Source organism: Vibrio sp. 1167, assembly GCF_033340375.1.
In the GTDB taxonomy this organism is placed as follows: domain Bacteria; phylum Pseudomonadota; class Gammaproteobacteria; order Enterobacterales; family Vibrionaceae; genus Vibrio; species Vibrio alginolyticus.
In genome coordinates this window covers 524,460-541,842 of the sequence record NZ_JAWOWK010000002.1, presented here as the reverse complement: position 1 = coordinate 541,842, position 17,383 = coordinate 524,460, and the positions used below count along the sequence as shown (strand labels likewise).

At 43.8% G+C, this 17,383-nt stretch carries 4 protein-coding genes; all 4 read right to left on the bottom strand.

From position 1 onward, the window contains the following. Positions 1–3: 3 nt before the first annotated feature. A complete protein-coding gene (locus tag R7Z78_RS05750; RefSeq protein WP_047102180.1) occupies positions 4–1,317 on the bottom strand; it encodes an HlyD family type I secretion periplasmic adaptor subunit in 1,314 nt (437 codons plus the stop codon). After that, positions 1,314–3,485, bottom strand: coding sequence for a type I secretion system permease/ATPase (locus R7Z78_RS05745; protein WP_047102178.1), 2,172 nt, complete (start codon positions 3,483–3,485; stop codon positions 1,314–1,316). Before R7Z78_RS05745 ends, R7Z78_RS05750 begins: the two co-directional genes overlap by 4 nt. Continuing rightward, a complete protein-coding gene (locus R7Z78_RS05740; RefSeq protein WP_169644488.1) occupies positions 3,482–15,622 on the bottom strand; it encodes an Ig-like domain-containing protein in 12,141 nt (4,046 codons plus the stop codon). Before R7Z78_RS05740 ends, R7Z78_RS05745 begins: the two co-directional genes overlap by 4 nt. 152 nt (positions 15,623–15,774) lie before the next feature. Further along, positions 15,775–17,211, bottom strand: coding sequence for an arylsulfatase (locus R7Z78_RS05735; protein ID WP_225452467.1), 1,437 nt, complete (start codon positions 17,209–17,211; stop codon positions 15,775–15,777). Between the last annotated feature and the right edge of the window lie 172 nt (positions 17,212–17,383).

The following is a 17,383-nucleotide window of genomic DNA, read 5'->3' as shown; positions in this document are numbered from 1 at the left end:
TGTCTATCTTTCTCTGAGCGAATTCTCTTTCGCACGTAATATAGGTTTTAACCAATAATTCAGTACTGTTTTTTCTCCTGTAAGAATGTCTACCACAACCTGCATTCCCGGGATGATCGTAAACTTATCATCAACCTTGAAAGTAACGTTGGCACGGTAGTAGGCATTGCCCTCTTCATTTTGAAGTGCATCGGCGCTTACGTAGGTCACTTCTCCTTCTAGGCCTCCGTAAATGACAAAGTCATAGGCAGACAACTTTACCGTTGCCGGCAGGCCAGGCCTTATGAAGGCGATATTCTGAGGAGAAATTCTCGCTTCAACGATTAACGTGCTATTACGAGGGACTATTTCTAAAATAGGCTCACCCGGCTTAACCACACCTCCGATGGTTCTGACAAAAACATCTTTGATGGTTCCATCGACCGGAGAAAGTAACTGCGTTCGATTCAACTGATCCGCAATCGCCTGACGACTTTCATTGAGCTGCGCTAGTTGCGTCACAACTTCATTGAGCTGCCCTTGTGCCTCTGCCCTAAAAGCAAGCGCAGTACCACGATAATCTGCGATGGATTCAGAATACACAGCCCTTTGCTTTTGGGCAGCAGCTTGTGAACTCGCGATGTCTCCTTTGAGCTTTATAACGTCTCTATTCAGTTTTAATAATTCCACTTCAGCCACCGCGCCACTAGAAACCACCTCTCTCAGCATATCTCGCTCTTTCGAGACAATAACCAGACTGCTTTTTAGTGTTTGAATGGTATTCAAGGTATCTAGATAAGCTTGCGATTGTTGCTCAATTCGCAATTTAGCCTCCTCCAGCTCAGACTCCAGTTGGCTCAACCGCTCAAGATAGTTTGCTTTGGCATTCAGATAGGCAGAGTGGCCGGTCATCGAAATATCAAATGTCTGAGGCTCGATACTCACTTGTTGTTTCCAATCCAGTTGGAGGCTATTCACTTTTACCGTTTCTAATTCAATTTGAAGCCTCTGCTTTCTGGCGAGCAAAGATTCAACTTGTTCAGAGGTCTCCGAATAGGTCGACTTAAACCTTGTATCATCCAGAATAGCGATGGTTTGCCCCTTAGTGACGCTTTCACCAGGCATGACAAGTAACTCCTTTAGAATGCCTCCCTCTAAGCTCTGAATCGTCTGAACAGACAAAGTAGGAACAACCTTTCCTTCGCCGACAACCACTTCGTCTAACCTCGCCCACGAGGCCCAAATAATCACACTTAGCACTAACGCGGCAGACAACCAAATCAACGTTCTCGAACGGTTTGCTAAATGAGCATTACTCCAACGAACTGTGCTCATCATTGACCTCCTTCGCGTACAATTGATACTGCGCGTACTCTGTTCGTCTTCGCGTTAGACTGTTGTTTAGCAAAAATTTCTTGGGGCGCTCCTTCCCTCAAAATTGTGCCTTTATCAAGCACAACAATTCGATCACAAAGCGATAATAAGGAATGTTTATGAGAGCTAATAATCATCGTCGTCGAGTGCGGCAACGATTTGAGAGCATTAAACAATGCATTCTCAGCAGGCTGGTCTAAGGAACTGGTTGGCTCGTCTAAAATTAATGCTGCTGGGTTTCGATAAAAAGCTCTTGAAATCGCTACAGCTTGCCTTTGCCCCCCCGACAAATAACGCCCTCCTTCTCCGACTTGCGTTTCTAGACCATGAGGAAGGCGACTCATGTACTGGTTCAAACCCGATAATTCTATCGCACGGCGTAATCGTTCTTGATCAATAACATGATGTCCTAATACTATGTTTTCCATAATGCTGCCGTATATAAGATGCGAATCTTGGCCAACCCAACCCGTTTTCTCTCTTATCAATTCGGCGGGCCAAAGCTGACTGTCAATGTCATCAAAATAAACGCTACCCTGTAAGGCACTGAGTTGATTGGTAATAATAGAAAGGAGTGTAGACTTTCCTGCTCCTGCACTACCAATAACGCCAACGCGTTCGCCTTGCTTGATAGTAAGATTAATATCTCTCAAACATGGCATATCAACATCTGGGTATTGGAAGCTCACGTTTTCTAAACGTATATTCCCTGTAAATTCGGCAGACGTAATGACCTGACTGCGTTGCGCCTCCTGAGGTAAAGACATGATAGAATTTAAGCCTTCAACCGCTGTTTTTGTCTGTTGATAGCGAAGTAACAACATAGCTAACTGGTTAATCGCCCCTGCAGCACGACCGCTAAGCATGACAATAGCAATGAGCCCCCCCATGCTGAGCAATCCCTCAGAAATTCTGTACACGCCTGTTACAAGTAACATTACGGTAATTATCTGCTGGCTAGATTGAATGGAGTAAGCAACGATATTCGAATAGTTTCGCGATTGATTTTGCCAATCAGAAAGCATGGATACCGTTTGCTCCCAACGCTTTTGTGCTTCTCCCGTAGCGTTATTTTGCTTAATCTCTTTTAAAGAGGACAATGAATCAAACAAGTGAGCTTGTCGCTTCATGGATAGTGCAGCACTTTCCGTATGTGATTGTTCTATTTTTGCTTTTACCGCAAAGCCAAGGATCAGCAGGATAAACATGACGGCAATAGGTATGAACATCATTGCCCCACCTAGCCAACCTATTAAGACTAAAAATAACAACGTAAATGGGAGATCAACTAAGGTCACAAGAGATGCAGAAGTAAAAAAATCGCGAACACTATCAAAATCTTGTAGTTGTCGAGCGAATGCACCGACTGATGCAGGACGGTGTTCAAGTTTCATCCCCATAACTTTAGAAAAAAGTATCGAAGAAAGCTTGTTATCGATGTACTTACCCGCGGTATCAGTGACAACTCCCCTTGCTTTACGCAATAGCCAATCAAAAATAATGATGACGGAGACACCAGCGACCAAAACCCATAATGTACTGAAAGCTTGATTAGGCACTACACGATCGTAAACGTTCATAGTGAAAAGCGGAATAACTAGCGCTAGCGTATTGATAAGGAAAGAGGCAATCAAAAGATCTCGATACCACGGAGACATTTCTTTCACTACGGCGAAAAGCCAATGTTCATTATAATCCGCTTGAATAGAACTTATCCGTTTGTCCAGCTCTGGACGCATAGAAACTTGCCATGCTTGAGGCTGGAATTGATTATGCAGTTCCTTGCTCGTGACGTATTGCGTTTCACCTTGATCTTCACTAAATAACGTGACTTGATAATCGCTGTTATGTCGCTCAGATATAATAGCGGGTTGTAACGTCTTCCTATTGATTACCACCAATGGAAAGCTCAACATTGCGGTGGATTTTAAATCGATTAATGTGAGTTCAAGATCGGCTCGCTCAGCGGCTCTGATGAATAAGTCACTATCCAATCTACCCTCAACAAGAGGTAATCCAGAAAGCACCTTTTTTGTATGGTGTCTAACCTCAAAATAACGCATCAACCAAGTTAACGATTGCCCCCAAGGATCGTTAGTCAGCTCACTTGATGAGGATGAGTGATGCTTCATGACATACCACCTACTAGCAAGTTGTTGTCATCAATCATCTTCTGTAAGACATTTTCTTCGGCTACGCCAGTCGAGTCACCTTTGTAAAGCTGATCGAGAGTGACGCCCTGCATAAGAATCTGTTGTTTTGTCCCCGTCTCTTCTGGTTTTATGTGAAGCGTTACGCCATCATCATTCTCTGTTAAATCGAGCTTATTATCGACTTCTGTTATCGAGGTAGCGGTGATTATCGAGGCGATGTCAATTGTGTCATTATCATCACCAATAACGGATATTTGGAAATCGTTGATCACATCGTACGAGGGCTTTAACTCGTTACCGAGCCCTGAACTGTCAAACTGGAATACATCGCTGCCACTTCCTCCAATAAGCAAATCATTAGCATCTGTCGCAAGTAATGTTTGGCCCCCTTCTTCCACTAAGGTAACATTGACTGTCTGAGCAGCACCTTCTGCGACTGTAGCACCCAGTGTTGCAATCGGTTTTATCGACAACGTAAAATCACTTGCACCGCTAAACCCGCCAACGATGGAAAGATCAGCGACATTCTCTTGATCAACAGTATAAATGCCGTTCAATCTTTCACCATGACTCAACTCTAGATCTGTTGGTAATCCGCGAATCTCCACACTTCCAAACTCTTCGGGTGCAGGATTGACTAAATTCATGCTCAACCCCAAAGGAATACTCCCAGACGCTTCAGACACAATAGACTGATAATCAGCCGTTAGTGTTGGCTCATCAGCTTCAGGGGTAACAACAATGGTTAGATCGGTAGTTTGCACATCTCCAAAATCGGTTTCGAGTGTCTCTGACACTATCGCTTGATCAAACGTTCTAACATTGAGAGCAACATCCATCGTTCCAAATGCATCCTTCGGAATGAACTCCAAACCTGACACTTCATTTGCTCGCACTAATACCGTCGCCACGGCATTGCCCGCGTCATCGAAGGTAAAGGATGAGAATTGAGTTCCAATACGAATCCTACCTAAGCCTTCCAATGCAGAGGGTTCAGAGCTTGCTTTGATCAACATCGACACTTCTATATATTCGTTGCTATTTGTTTCAAAACCGCTCGCTAAAAAGTCAATCGAAATGGAATCACCTTCATCTCCAGTGAACGTGTTAGAGGTTGTATTCAACGATACATCATCGCCAATCGGTTTTACGCCGACGTTGAACTGAGAAGTGGTATAGTTATAGTCGTTTGATCCAGACTCTTGGGTAATAGCTTGCAGTGTTAATGAAATATCCCCACTAAAATCTAGTGGCGGTAGAAAGTAAACCTTATCAAGTTGTGCTTGAGTTAGCTGCCACTCCTTGCTCTCACCATCCGTTGAACCGTTATCAGGGAGTAATTCGAACGTCCCATTATTGTCCCAAACCAACACGGCTCCGTCTGGCACTCCTGTCATGACCAAAGACATCGACTCAGAACCATCTTGATCGATTAATGATGCAGATAAGTTTCCTAAATAAATATAATTATCTTCATTACCAACTACGTCTTCTGTTTCCAGAACCGCTTTATCAACCACTGGGGCAATGGTAACGGTAACTTCTGTTGATTTAGTTTGAGTATCTTTCGCACTGTCAGTACTTAAACAACTTCCCGTGACTTCATCAGTAATGTTTGCGTCAACGGAAATAACAAGCTCTCCACTGTAGTTTTCAGGTGGGATTAACTGAATTTCGTTTAGACGCGTAACATCTGTCACTACCCATTTTCCATCACCGTTGTCAATGAGTAGGCTCGGGTCCACGGCAGTAAACCGCGCATTCTCGTCAGACACCGATAAAGAAACCCAATTGACACTTTCAAGGCCAGTCGCTGCGTCACCTTCTCCAGTAATGGACTGCATTGGTCCTTCACTATCGCCCAATACAAGAGCAAGATTCAGGTTGGTTATAGTATCTTCTTGAACCGTAACTTGGCTTGGTGCTATCGCGATATCATCGACAACAGGAGAGATTTGTACCGTAATGGTCTGAGCGGTTGTTTTCGAGTCACCATCGCATGGGGCCGTTTCTGTCACTTCTAAATTGAAAGTAATGCAACCAGCAAAGTCCTCATCCACGCCAGTAAGCGTCAAGGAAGACAATCCAGCGCTAGAAATTGAATAACCCAACAGATTGCCCGCATTATCATAAGCAGGTATCACACCTTCGCCAGTAAGCTCGACTCCTTCAGGTAAAGAATCTGCGGCGACAAAGAAGGAAACTAAGTTACCATCACTACTCGCTACATCAGGGTTTAAAAACGCCCCAATTGAGACATCTTCACCTTCTTTACCTACAATATCCCCACTTTGAACGCTTCCTGGTTCACCAGGATCAGCACACTGGTCTCCATCTCCTTCATGGCCAGTAATTTGAATTTGGAACTGACCTGTGATGTATTGAGCATCCGTTCCATCTCGAACATACGCTAACACATTCACATCAAGTATCTCTGTATTAGATGGGCTATAAATCGATGCGCTAGCAAGCAAATCTTGAGCGGTTTCCAACACGCTATCACTTGTGATTCCTTCCATTGGAATCAGCCAGTTCCCATCGGCATCTTGAGAAGCACCATTCGGATGAGTAACAATGAGGTCTTGACCCTGCGGTATCTGTAAAACGATGTAATCGAGATACTCTGAACCATCAATATCCGCTTCTGTAAATGTAATGCCTCCACTCACGTCAACAGCAGACCCATCCGTACTTGTGAATACTTCAGTCGCGCCTTCTAAACGTGTTTTGTCAATATCTTCATTACCAATATCCACTTTTCCAGAAACCACGACGCTCAAAGAGCCATTGATTGCCTTTACATCAGTCTCCATCGTAGGAGACGTGTCTGTCACTTCGTACTGAACTTCCAGGCTAAACGTCCCACTTAGGTCTTCATTAGCTTTTACAGTGATTCGTCCACTGTTTAACAACTCAGATAATGTTGCCGAGCTACCATCAAGTAGTTCATTGAGTTCTAACGGTAAGTTACTTTCCTCTACTGCATTACCATCAAAGTAAAGCGTTAAGCCATCTGGAATGGATACAATGGTGTATCCTGTCAAGGACTCACTAGAATCTATATCTTGATTAACGACAGGCTCAAGATTTAGTGTGATGAAATTGTCCTCAATACCATTGCTTTGTAATTCTTGGCCGTCAGTTTGATCAACAATAGGTGAGATTTCCATTTCCACTTTAAGAGGGGTTTCAGCAGAATCACCATCCGGCTCTGTTGAAACGACGATAACATCCATGCTCAGTGTTCCACTAAAATCTTGCTCTGTTTTGAGGTAAGTGTTTTCAAGAACAGCGTTTGAGACCTGATAAACTGGCCCCGTTATTGGGTCCACGTAAGCAATTGGAAGAACAATAGGGTCACCATTTACATCTGTCAGTTGTGTTCCCAAAGGGATGTTCTGAAGCAAGATATTAATTTCTTCTGATAGATCGTCGTCTGATGTCTGGATGATAAAATCCAGTTGTATCAGGTTATCTTCGTCTAACGTAGAGAGATTACTAATTACTTTAGTCGCTTGATCATATTGCCAATTCCCCTGTCCACCATCTAGGACAATTGGTTCATCGACCACGCCTTTTAGCTTAATGTCAATGGTTGCAAATTGGCTCTCGGCGGTTTCATTAAGAGGTGCTAAGCCATCAATAGTCGACTCTGTTGAAATGGCGGTTACTTGAAGGGATAGAGATTCAGTAAATGAGCTGATATCCGATTTTGGTTGAAGTAACGCCTCTGAATTGGCTAGAGCATTGGAGGTCACTAGGTAGGTATTAATACCGATAAGCGTAATCCCAGCTCCGACAGGCAATGTCCAACCATCTTGAACTTCTATGCGATAAGACAGAGACTCCGAGCCATCTGTGTCAGTGAGCCGCCCTAAGATGTACTCTTTTAAGTCAATCGCTTGGTCTTCAAGCCCCTGAATGTTTTTAACGGTCAGCGTAGGCACATCGGCATCTGGAGATATATCGATAACAACTTGCTCAGTGATCTCCGCTGTTTTATCTTGCTCATCGGCAAACACACTACCCGATTCAGTCGTTACTGCCGTTACATCAAAAGTAAATCTTCCGGCTAAGTTTTCGTTAGATGTGATTTCAATTTGATCTAACTCGGATTGGCTATACGCTTTCCCTTCCTCAATAGCACTTCCGTTAAGTGTTAATATAAGTCCATCTGGAATATTCGAAATTTGGTAGTGGAGCGTTTCAGAACCGTCTTGGTCAAACTTTTCAGCAACAATATTGAGTGAAAGTGATTCAGCGGAATCTTCAACACTTTGATAAGAAAAGTCCGAATCATTAGACCACTCTGGCAAATCTGCAACCGGTAAAACGTTAACATTTAACGTGTTATTGCCTTGTAATACAAAACCATCTGGTTCGACATCAGATACGATTAATGCAGACACTGCTAACGAAACTTTGATAGTGTTGCCCGACAGGTTTAGTGCTGGTTGATAAGTGAGATCACCATTTGGAACAGTGAATATACCCACCCCCATTAGCTCTGTACCAGAAAGACTAATAAATCCGTCATTATCATCATCTTCAAGGCGCGCTCCGTCTAAAAACAGAGCCCCTCCTTGTAGAGATTCAACAGAGATCCTTATCGCTTCAACACGCTCATTATTCTCCGTATCCCCAGGAGAAACTCTAATCGGTAACGCGACTGGCGTAGGGTCTCCACTATTATTCGCGCCATTATCTTCTAACGTATCTACATTAACGGTTCGAATAAAGCCCCTAGCATCATCAAGAATTAATTGAGCTTCACTGCTTGCTTGGTCACCGTCTGCATCCGTCACAGTTATCGTTAGATCATCAAGCAAACCACCTACAGGCGTATTAACAATAAGCTCGGTAGTTAGCGTAAATGTCCCATCTTGAGCAATAGTCAGCGTTCCATATTTTAAGTTACCATCACTACTATTGATTAAATCGATGGTCCAAGCATCATTGCTAAATACCGAACTCGCCGTATCGTATGTTTCACCTGCATAGGTCAAACTTGAAATCAACGTGCCATCTGAACTGATTAAGTCGGCATTATTGCTAAACCAGTTTCCCGAAAACTCATCCCCCTCGGTAAGTTCAATTTCTATTGGTGAGCTTGTGTCTTCAGGGATATCATCCACTACACTAACGGTATATGTCTCAGCTTCAGACTGGTCGCCATCCTTATCAACGGCATAAATTGAAAAACTGAGTTCTAATGTGTTCTCGTCCGCTGGAACACCGTCAGGTTCATCGTGTTCAAGTGCACGGTATAGATCAAACTCGACAGTCCCATCGGTATTAAATCTAATTCTAAAGACGTCTTGCTCGCTTTCATCTCTTGCATATAACCAACCATTCGAGTCCGGTGAATCAAGCGAAACCAGGCTACCACTACTTGTTTTATAGCCGAGCGCATTGAACATATCGATATTCACGCTCACACTGGCGATAGAGTCTGAACCTTGTAATAGCGTAATGGATGGTGACGAGCCCTCGATGCCAGAATCAAGCGAATCATCATTCAACCCGCTTTCATTGACTGTGATTCCCTCTGTAATTACTAGTTCCGGAAACAAGCCATCATAGACCAGTATGTTGGACTCCGTAGAGATCTCGCTTCCATCAGAATCTCTCGCCACGATGGGCATAGAGATCGACAATTGCGTCCCATCACCTAAAACATGGTCAAGCGAGTGATAAAGCTCTACAGTTACATTAACGGTAGACGTATCATTTGATGGCAAAGAGAAGTCACTAGGTAACGTGACCCTAAATATAACGTCTCCAGTGTCAGAAATTGCGTCAAAGCTTCCATCATTGTTATCGTACCAAGTGACAGCCTCTCCGTTATAAGTAACAGCATCACCAAGCGTAGTTTTGACAGTATCTCCATCATTTATGTCAACACCCAGATACACAATCGGATCGAATGATGACGTAACTATCACATCCGTATTCGCTATGGCTGAAACCCCATCAGGAGCAATGTTTGTATCGACAGGTGTTTCGGTTAACTCGACATTGCCACTATTGATTAGCGCTTGTCCATTGTCGTTATCTATCACATTAATGTCTAAAACGACCGACGTGTTATCTTGGTCTGAGTCCATTGCAGTAACAACGAGAGGTACGTTTGGATCAGTATTTTCTTGTTGGTCGAGAGCCTGAAAAAGCTCAAAGGAGTAGGTAATGTCGCTATTTGCATCAATAGGTAATGAAGCATTGAGGGTAGCTTGAAAGATGGGAATCTGAGTTTGCCCATCTTCGTCAAGAATATAACCATCAAGTGTTTTGCCATCCGCAGAGACTTGATAAAGCACAACTTGTTCACCACTCGTCAACAAGGGTTGTTCAGAGACGATGAACGACAAAGATTCGAGGTAATCACTGCCAACCTCAACTTGAAAATTCCCTGAGCTCAACACACTTCCATTTGCGAGATCAGATTCTTTTACTTCTACCCCATTCAAATTATTTAAAGTTGGGTCTGCACCATCCTTTAGAACATAATCAATTTCATTCTCTACAAGCGGTGTGGCATCTAAATCTACGCCGCCAATGGTCAACGGGAAAGTGACCGTATCACTGCTATTGAATTGATCGATAGGATGCTCAAGAGTAAGCGAAATTGAAGCTAATACATCATCACCCGATTCAACGCCACTCAATGTTAACGTAAATACAGTGACACCATTGGCAAATGCTGTGATTTGCTTTCCACTGGAGCTTAACGTGTAGCTAAGCTCATTATCAGAGACTGAGCTTGTAAGCCCTAATGCTTCTAACTTAGTAATAGATGACCCACCGAAATACAAACTACTCGGATCCGGATTGTCAGATCCCGCGACAATATTAACAGTTCCTTCAGAGTTCAGTATCGGGCCATCCAAAGGGACTTCTGTTACGTCTATAGTCGCGTTGCCTACGTAACCTGCTTGTCCATCAGTAATGTCAATGGTCGCGTTAGCCAAGCCATAGTCTTGGGAGTCATCTGCAGCTAAATAGCTGAAAGAAACACTTTGCTCGACCGAATGATCTAGGTTTCGATCTGCATCAAACTGCCAAGAGCCATCAGAAAATACGGTTAATTCGCCTTTTTCTAAACTAAAACTTACGGATCCCCCCTCTAGAATTGACTTCTGCTCCCCGCCAGCCTCTACAAATTTCACATAAAGTGTTCCATCAAGATCAATATCATTTTCAAGTAGATTGCCCGTAATTGTTTGATCTTCTACGACTGAGTATGTGTCATCTCTAATCACCGGATCAGAGTCATAAATAGTAATCGTTAACGGTGCCACAACCGTCTCTTGTGTACCATCAGCATCACTTTGAGTGCTTTCAACCAATACGTTAGTCACCAGCTCATCTTGACCTACACCATGATCAATCGCTTCATAAAAAGTAATTTGAACCGTACCATCATCATTGACCTCTGCAGAGAAAACTAATCGGTCGTCAGTCGATGTTCCTTGTAAGCTCAACCCATCTTCTGCAACAACAACATTAATAGATTGACCAACCGATGTAAGCGCGCTCAAACTTGGTTGCTCTGCATGCAGTGCTGGCACACCATTTTCTATGTTGATGGCTGCCGAGCTGCTTTGCTCACCAAAAAATCCAACGATGTTTTCAGAAAATACCGTTGAACCGGGTAGCACTATTGTCGGCATGGTATCTACCGCGTGGTTGCCGGCGGCATCCAACACTTCTGCTTCAATGGTCCACGTGTTGTTTAGATTGAGAGTGTTTACGTCAATTCCGGTTACTGTCCACGAACCTGAGGCATCAACGAGGCCAGTAAAATTCAGCGTGCTGTCTCCGTCACTTACCCGAATCGTCACTGCCAGACCTTGCTCTACACCACTGGTTGTCCCTCTCATTTCCGTGACTATACCCTCACGGAAATCATCAATGGCAAGACCACCGCTAATATAAAAATCCGTATCGATATCAATGGTGGGAGCAGTGGCATCTATGGTCGTAGCCTCATCCATTGCTTTCGCTTGGTTGCCCGCTACATCATTCACGGAGGCAGATACGGTTAACGCCCCATCGGCTAACGTGGATAAGTTCGCCCCTTCGACTTGCCACATACCATCAACGACAACGGTATTGAACGAGAGCATCACCCCTGAGCTGTCTTGAACCGTGACAGAAACCGTCTGACCATTTTCAACATCACTGACTTGCCCTGACAAAGTGACAGATTGGCGCTCTTCAGTGTTTAAATAGCCGTCTCCGCCATCGTCAACGTCCACCGTCACACTTGCGAGCGTATCTTTGATGATGGTGTTTTCACTGGTTGCAGGGTTGCCCGCTATATCTATACTCTCAGCAACAACGGTCAGCGTACCTTCAGACAACCCAGAAAGGTCAACGTCGTCCAGAGACCAACTTCCACCAGTCACCACCGTTTCTAAGTTTATGACCGCTCCTAACGAGTCGGTTACCGTAACTTGGATACGCTGGCCATCTTCAATGTTTTCAATCGTCCCTTCGAGGCGAGTAGTCGCGATTTCGTACTGATTTAAATACTCATCCCCTCCACCATCAAAATTGACGTTCACCGTTGCAAGCGTATCTTTAATGGTCGTATCGACGGCGTTCAGGTTATTGCCATAAATGTCAGAAACCACAGAAGTCACCGTAAGCGGCCCTTCGGCAAGAGAAGACAGATCAACGCCTGATAGGGTATAAGACTCGTTCTCTACGGTCGTTGTAACAGTAATAGAATTATTGAGGCTATCGGTAATGGTGATAGTAACAAGCCACTCATCGCTTATCTTGAGTGCGTCACCTTGAATCGTGACACTAGGAACTTCAAACTGGTTTTCGTATCCATCACCGCCATCAAGAATATCCACCGTTAAAGAGGCATCATCGTTCAAACCTTCAATTGCCTCTAAGGTAATATCCAATGTTACGGAGGTGGTGTCACCGTCTGAATCTGTTGCATTAACTAACAATGGTATATCCAGGATTTGATCTTTTGACAGATCGAAAGAGCGATATAATTCAAAGGAATACTCTATTTCACTACTCGACTCTACAGGTAATGTGGATAATAGTTTCGATTGAAAAATATTTACTTCCACCCCACCTTCTAAGATATAGCCAGTAATTGTCGTACCGTCATCAGACAGACGGTAAAGCAACTCACTTTCACTACTCACTAATGTGGGCTGGTTTAATTCGCTAAATCGAAGAGAGTCAACATAATCACTCCCGATATCGAGTTGAAGGCTCCCTGTCTTAAAGATTGCCCCACTTTCTAGATTAATCTCCTCCATTGCAACAACAGTCAAGTTGCTCAACGTAGGATCAACACCATCTTTCAACACGAAATCAATTTCATTCTCTACAAGCGGTGTGGAGTCTAGATCTGTCCCTCCAATGGTCAGCGGGAAGGTTACCGTATCACTACTATTGAATTGATCGATAGGATGATCAAGAGTAAGCGAGATTGAAGCTAGTACATCGTTACCCGACTCAATGCCACTCAATGTTAACGTAAATACAGTCACACCATTGGCAAATGCTGTGATTTGCTTTCCACTGGAACTTAACGTGTAGCTAAGCTCATTATCAGAGACTGAGCTTGTAAGCCCTAATGCCTCTAACTTAGTAATGGATGCCCCACCAAAATACAAACTAGTCGGATCAGGGTTATCAGAGCCAGCAATCACATTAACACTGCCTTCGGTGGTTAATAATGCCTCTCCCAGAGGTACTTCTGCTGTGTTTATAGTAGCGCTGCCTACATAACCCGCTTGGCCATCTATAATGTCGATAGTTGCGGTTGCTACACCGTAATCTTTTGAATCATCGGCTGCGAGATAATCAAATACGATACTTTGCTCAACCGTGTGATCTAAGTTGCGACTGGCATTCAACTGCCAAGAGCCATCTGAAAATACGGTTAATTCACCCTTCTCTAGACTAAAACTTACTGAGCCACCATCAGGGACAGACTGGATCTCTCCTCCGGCTCTGACATATCGAATGTACAAGTCACCATCAATATCAATGTCATTCTCCAGTACATTGCCAGAAATGACTTGGCCTTCGGTTACACTATATGACTCATTTGCGATCACTGGGTCGGCATCACTGATGACGATTTCTAGGGGAGCCACAACAGCCTCTTGTGTACCGTCAGCATCACTTTGAGTGCTTTCAACCAATACGTTAGTCACCAGCTCATCTTGACCTACACCATGATCAATCGCTTCATAAAAAGTAATTTGAACCGTACCATCATCATTGACCTCTGCAGAGAAAACTAATCGGTCGTCAGTCGATGTTCCTTGTAAGCTCAACCCATCTTCTGCAACAACAACATTAATAGATTGACCAACCGATGTAAGCGCGCTCAAACTTGGTTGCTCTGCATGCAGTGCTGGCACACCATTTTCTATGTTGATGGCTGCCGAGCTGCTTTGCTCACCAAAAAATCCAACGATGTTTTCAGAAAATACCGTTGAACCGGGTAGCACTATTGTCGGCATGGTATCTACCGCGTGGTTGCCGGCGGCATCCAACACTTCTGCTTCAATGGTCCACGTGTTGTTTAGATTGAGAGTGTTTACGTCAATTCCGGTTACTGTCCACGAACCTGAGGCATCAACGAGGCCAGTAAAATTCAGCGTGCTGTCTCCGTCACTTACCCGAATCGTCACTGCCAGACCTTGCTCTACACCACTGGTTGTCCCTCTCATTTCCGTGACTATACCCTCACGGAAATCATCAATGGCAAGACCACCGCTAATATAAAAATCCGTATCGATATCAATGGTGGGAGCAGTGGCATCTATGGTCGTAGCCTCATCCATTGCTTTCGCTTGGTTGCCCGCTACATCATTCACGGAGGCAGATACGGTTAACGCCCCATCGGCTAACGTGGATAAGTTCGCCCCTTCGACTTGCCACATACCATCAACGACAACGGTATTGAACGAGAGCATCACCCCTGAGCTGTCTTGAACCGTGACAGAAACCGTCTGACCATTTTCAACATCACTGACTTGCCCTGACAAAGTGACAGATTGGCGCTCTTCAGTGTTTAAATAGCCGTCTCCGCCATCGTCAACGTCCACCGTCACACTTGCGAGCGTATCTTTGATGATGGTGTTTTCACTGGTTGCAGGGTTGCCCGCTATATCTATACTCTCAGCAACAACGGTCAGCGTACCTTCAGACAACCCAGAAAGGTCAACGTCGTCCAGAGACCAACTTCCACCAGTCACCACCGTTTCTAAGTTTATGACCGCTCCTAACGAGTCGGTTACCGTAACTTGGATACGCTGGCCATCTTCAATGTTTTCAATCGTCCCTTCGAGGCGAGTAGTCGCGATTTCGTACTGATTTAAATACTCATCCCCTCCACCATCAAAATTGACGTTCACCGTTGCAAGCGTATCTTTAATGGTCGTATCGACGGCGTTCAGGTTATTGCCATAAATGTCAGAAACCACAGAAGTCACCGTAAGCGGCCCTTCGGCAAGAGAAGACAGATCAACGCCTGATAGGGTATAAGACTCGTTCTCTACGGTCGTTGTAACAGTAATAGAATTATTGAGGCTATCGGTAATGGTGATAGTAACAAGCCACTCATCGCTTATCTTGAGTGCGTCACCTTGAATCGTGACACTAGGAACTTCAAACTGGTTTTCGTATCCATCACCGCCATCAAGAATATCCACCGTTAATATAGCATCGGGATTCAACCGCTCAGGAGCCTGAGTCTCAGAAGTTGGGTTCTCTCTTTCTTGCACTGCTGGCCTAGTAACATAGCCATTAGAAACGAGTTGCTCAGGTAAAACAGCGCGAATATAGGCAACAAAACTTAACCCACCAGAAGACTCACTAAAATCTCGAACGCTCTGATTAAAAGTGGATTCAATACCGTTTTGAGATGCAATTAAAAGATCATTCGAACTCGATTCATCCTCACTTGTTGTATCTTCATTAAATGCAATATCGAGAATGTCAGTATTAAGAACAACCACCTCTACTTCTGGAACTAATTGTTCGTTGGGCAACATTTGGATCCAAGAACCGTCACTTAAAACCGCCCAAAGAACATTACCGATTTGAATGTAGAGTATTGGCTGCATAATTCGCCCCATATGAAACAACGAACTTTAAGTATGGTCGACGAATATGACTGTTCAAATGAAACTAGAAAAAACATGGCCCTAAATGGCTCTAATGAGATATTGAACCAAAAACATACCTCATGTATGCGAGAAAGAGCCATTGGGGTAAACTACTTCTGGCGTAACCCATCCACTGGAAATTGATTGAAATTCCCCTTGCTACAATCGGGCTCATATCCAAATGGAGCAGGGAAAGGAATCGTATCGCAGCTTGTTGAAACGGAAGATTCAAACTTTACTCTCTTTCCTATCATGATAGGAAATAACCATGTGGCATTATTTCTTAAATCAAACTCCTCTTTAGGGTCATCAATCAAATTGTATATTTCAGGGATCTGTAATGGGCGCCCTTTCTCCGGCATGATATCTTGATCAATAAAGTGCATCTTGTAATTTTCCCACTTATAAGCGTAGGTTTCAGATCCATTGTTAACGATGAAACCATCTCGATTAGACTTTTCACTATCTCCCTTTAAAAAGGCCCACTGATCAATACTATCTATTGTTCTATCGCTTGGTAATTTGTATCCACCGACATGGGAAAGTGAGGCAAATAGATCCACAACATGGATAATTTCATCACTCACTCTACCCGGTTTGATGTGGTTAGGCCAAGAGGCAATAAATGGTGTTCGGAGAGACCCTTCAAGAGCCGTAAAGTACGCACCACGCCATGGCCCGCTAGAGCCTTGGTATGGCATATGCCACTCTGGACCGTTGTCAGAAAACCAAATCACTAGTGTATTGTCTTTAATTCCTGCTTTTTCTATTGCACCAATAACTTGCCCAGCTCGAAAATCTATCTCAGCTAACACATCTGAGTAATTTCCTTTGCCTGTTTTACCAATAAAATCAGGATGAGGTAGCGTCGGTAAATGTGGTTGAGTAAAAGTAATTACAGAGAAAAATGGCTTATTCTCTTTCACATTTCGATTTATAAAATCTGTGGCATGTTCAACTAGCTCACTGTCAATCGTTCTACGTGAGTCCAAATTATATTCTTTGACCCCTTTAGGGTCCTGCCCTGCTCTAGCTGAAAGGATTTGAGGTTTAGGTAATATAGCTTTATAACCGGGTTGAGAGCTATATTCTGACTCATCCGTCGTATTTGCAATGCCATACCATTCATCAAAGCCTTGATCCGTTGGAAAGCGCCCTTTTTGGTCTCCCAAATGCCATTTCCCGTAAAGGCTCGTGTTATATCCTTGTTCCTTAAACTTCTCTGCAATGGTTATTTCCCAGTTCACCATACCGTAAGGCACTCCCCAAACAACCTTATCTGTCCCAGATCTAAGCGCTCGCCTCCCCGTCATGAATGAGGAGCGAGTTGGCGTGCATTGCGGTTCCACATTAAAATTAGTAAGGCGTACACCTTCTCTAGCAAGTTGATCTAAGTTTTTAGTTTCAACACCTCTGGTACTCCCATAGGAACTTAGTTCCCCCCACCCAAGGTTATCAACCAACATTACCACGACATTTGGTGTCTCTTCCGCAACCACTTCTAACGGGATACATAGAAACAGGATAGTTGCTATTTTATTTTTCATAGTGTCGCCTTTCATTGAAATTCAATCCTGTAAGTGCGTCTTATCACACTTAAAACACACTAAAGTCTAGTCCATGTTAGTTAACATTTTTGAAAAGCAGGGATTACTTGGAAGCAACAAAAAACCTCTACTATATTCAACTGACTACATTGTCTCATTTGGTGTCATCTCA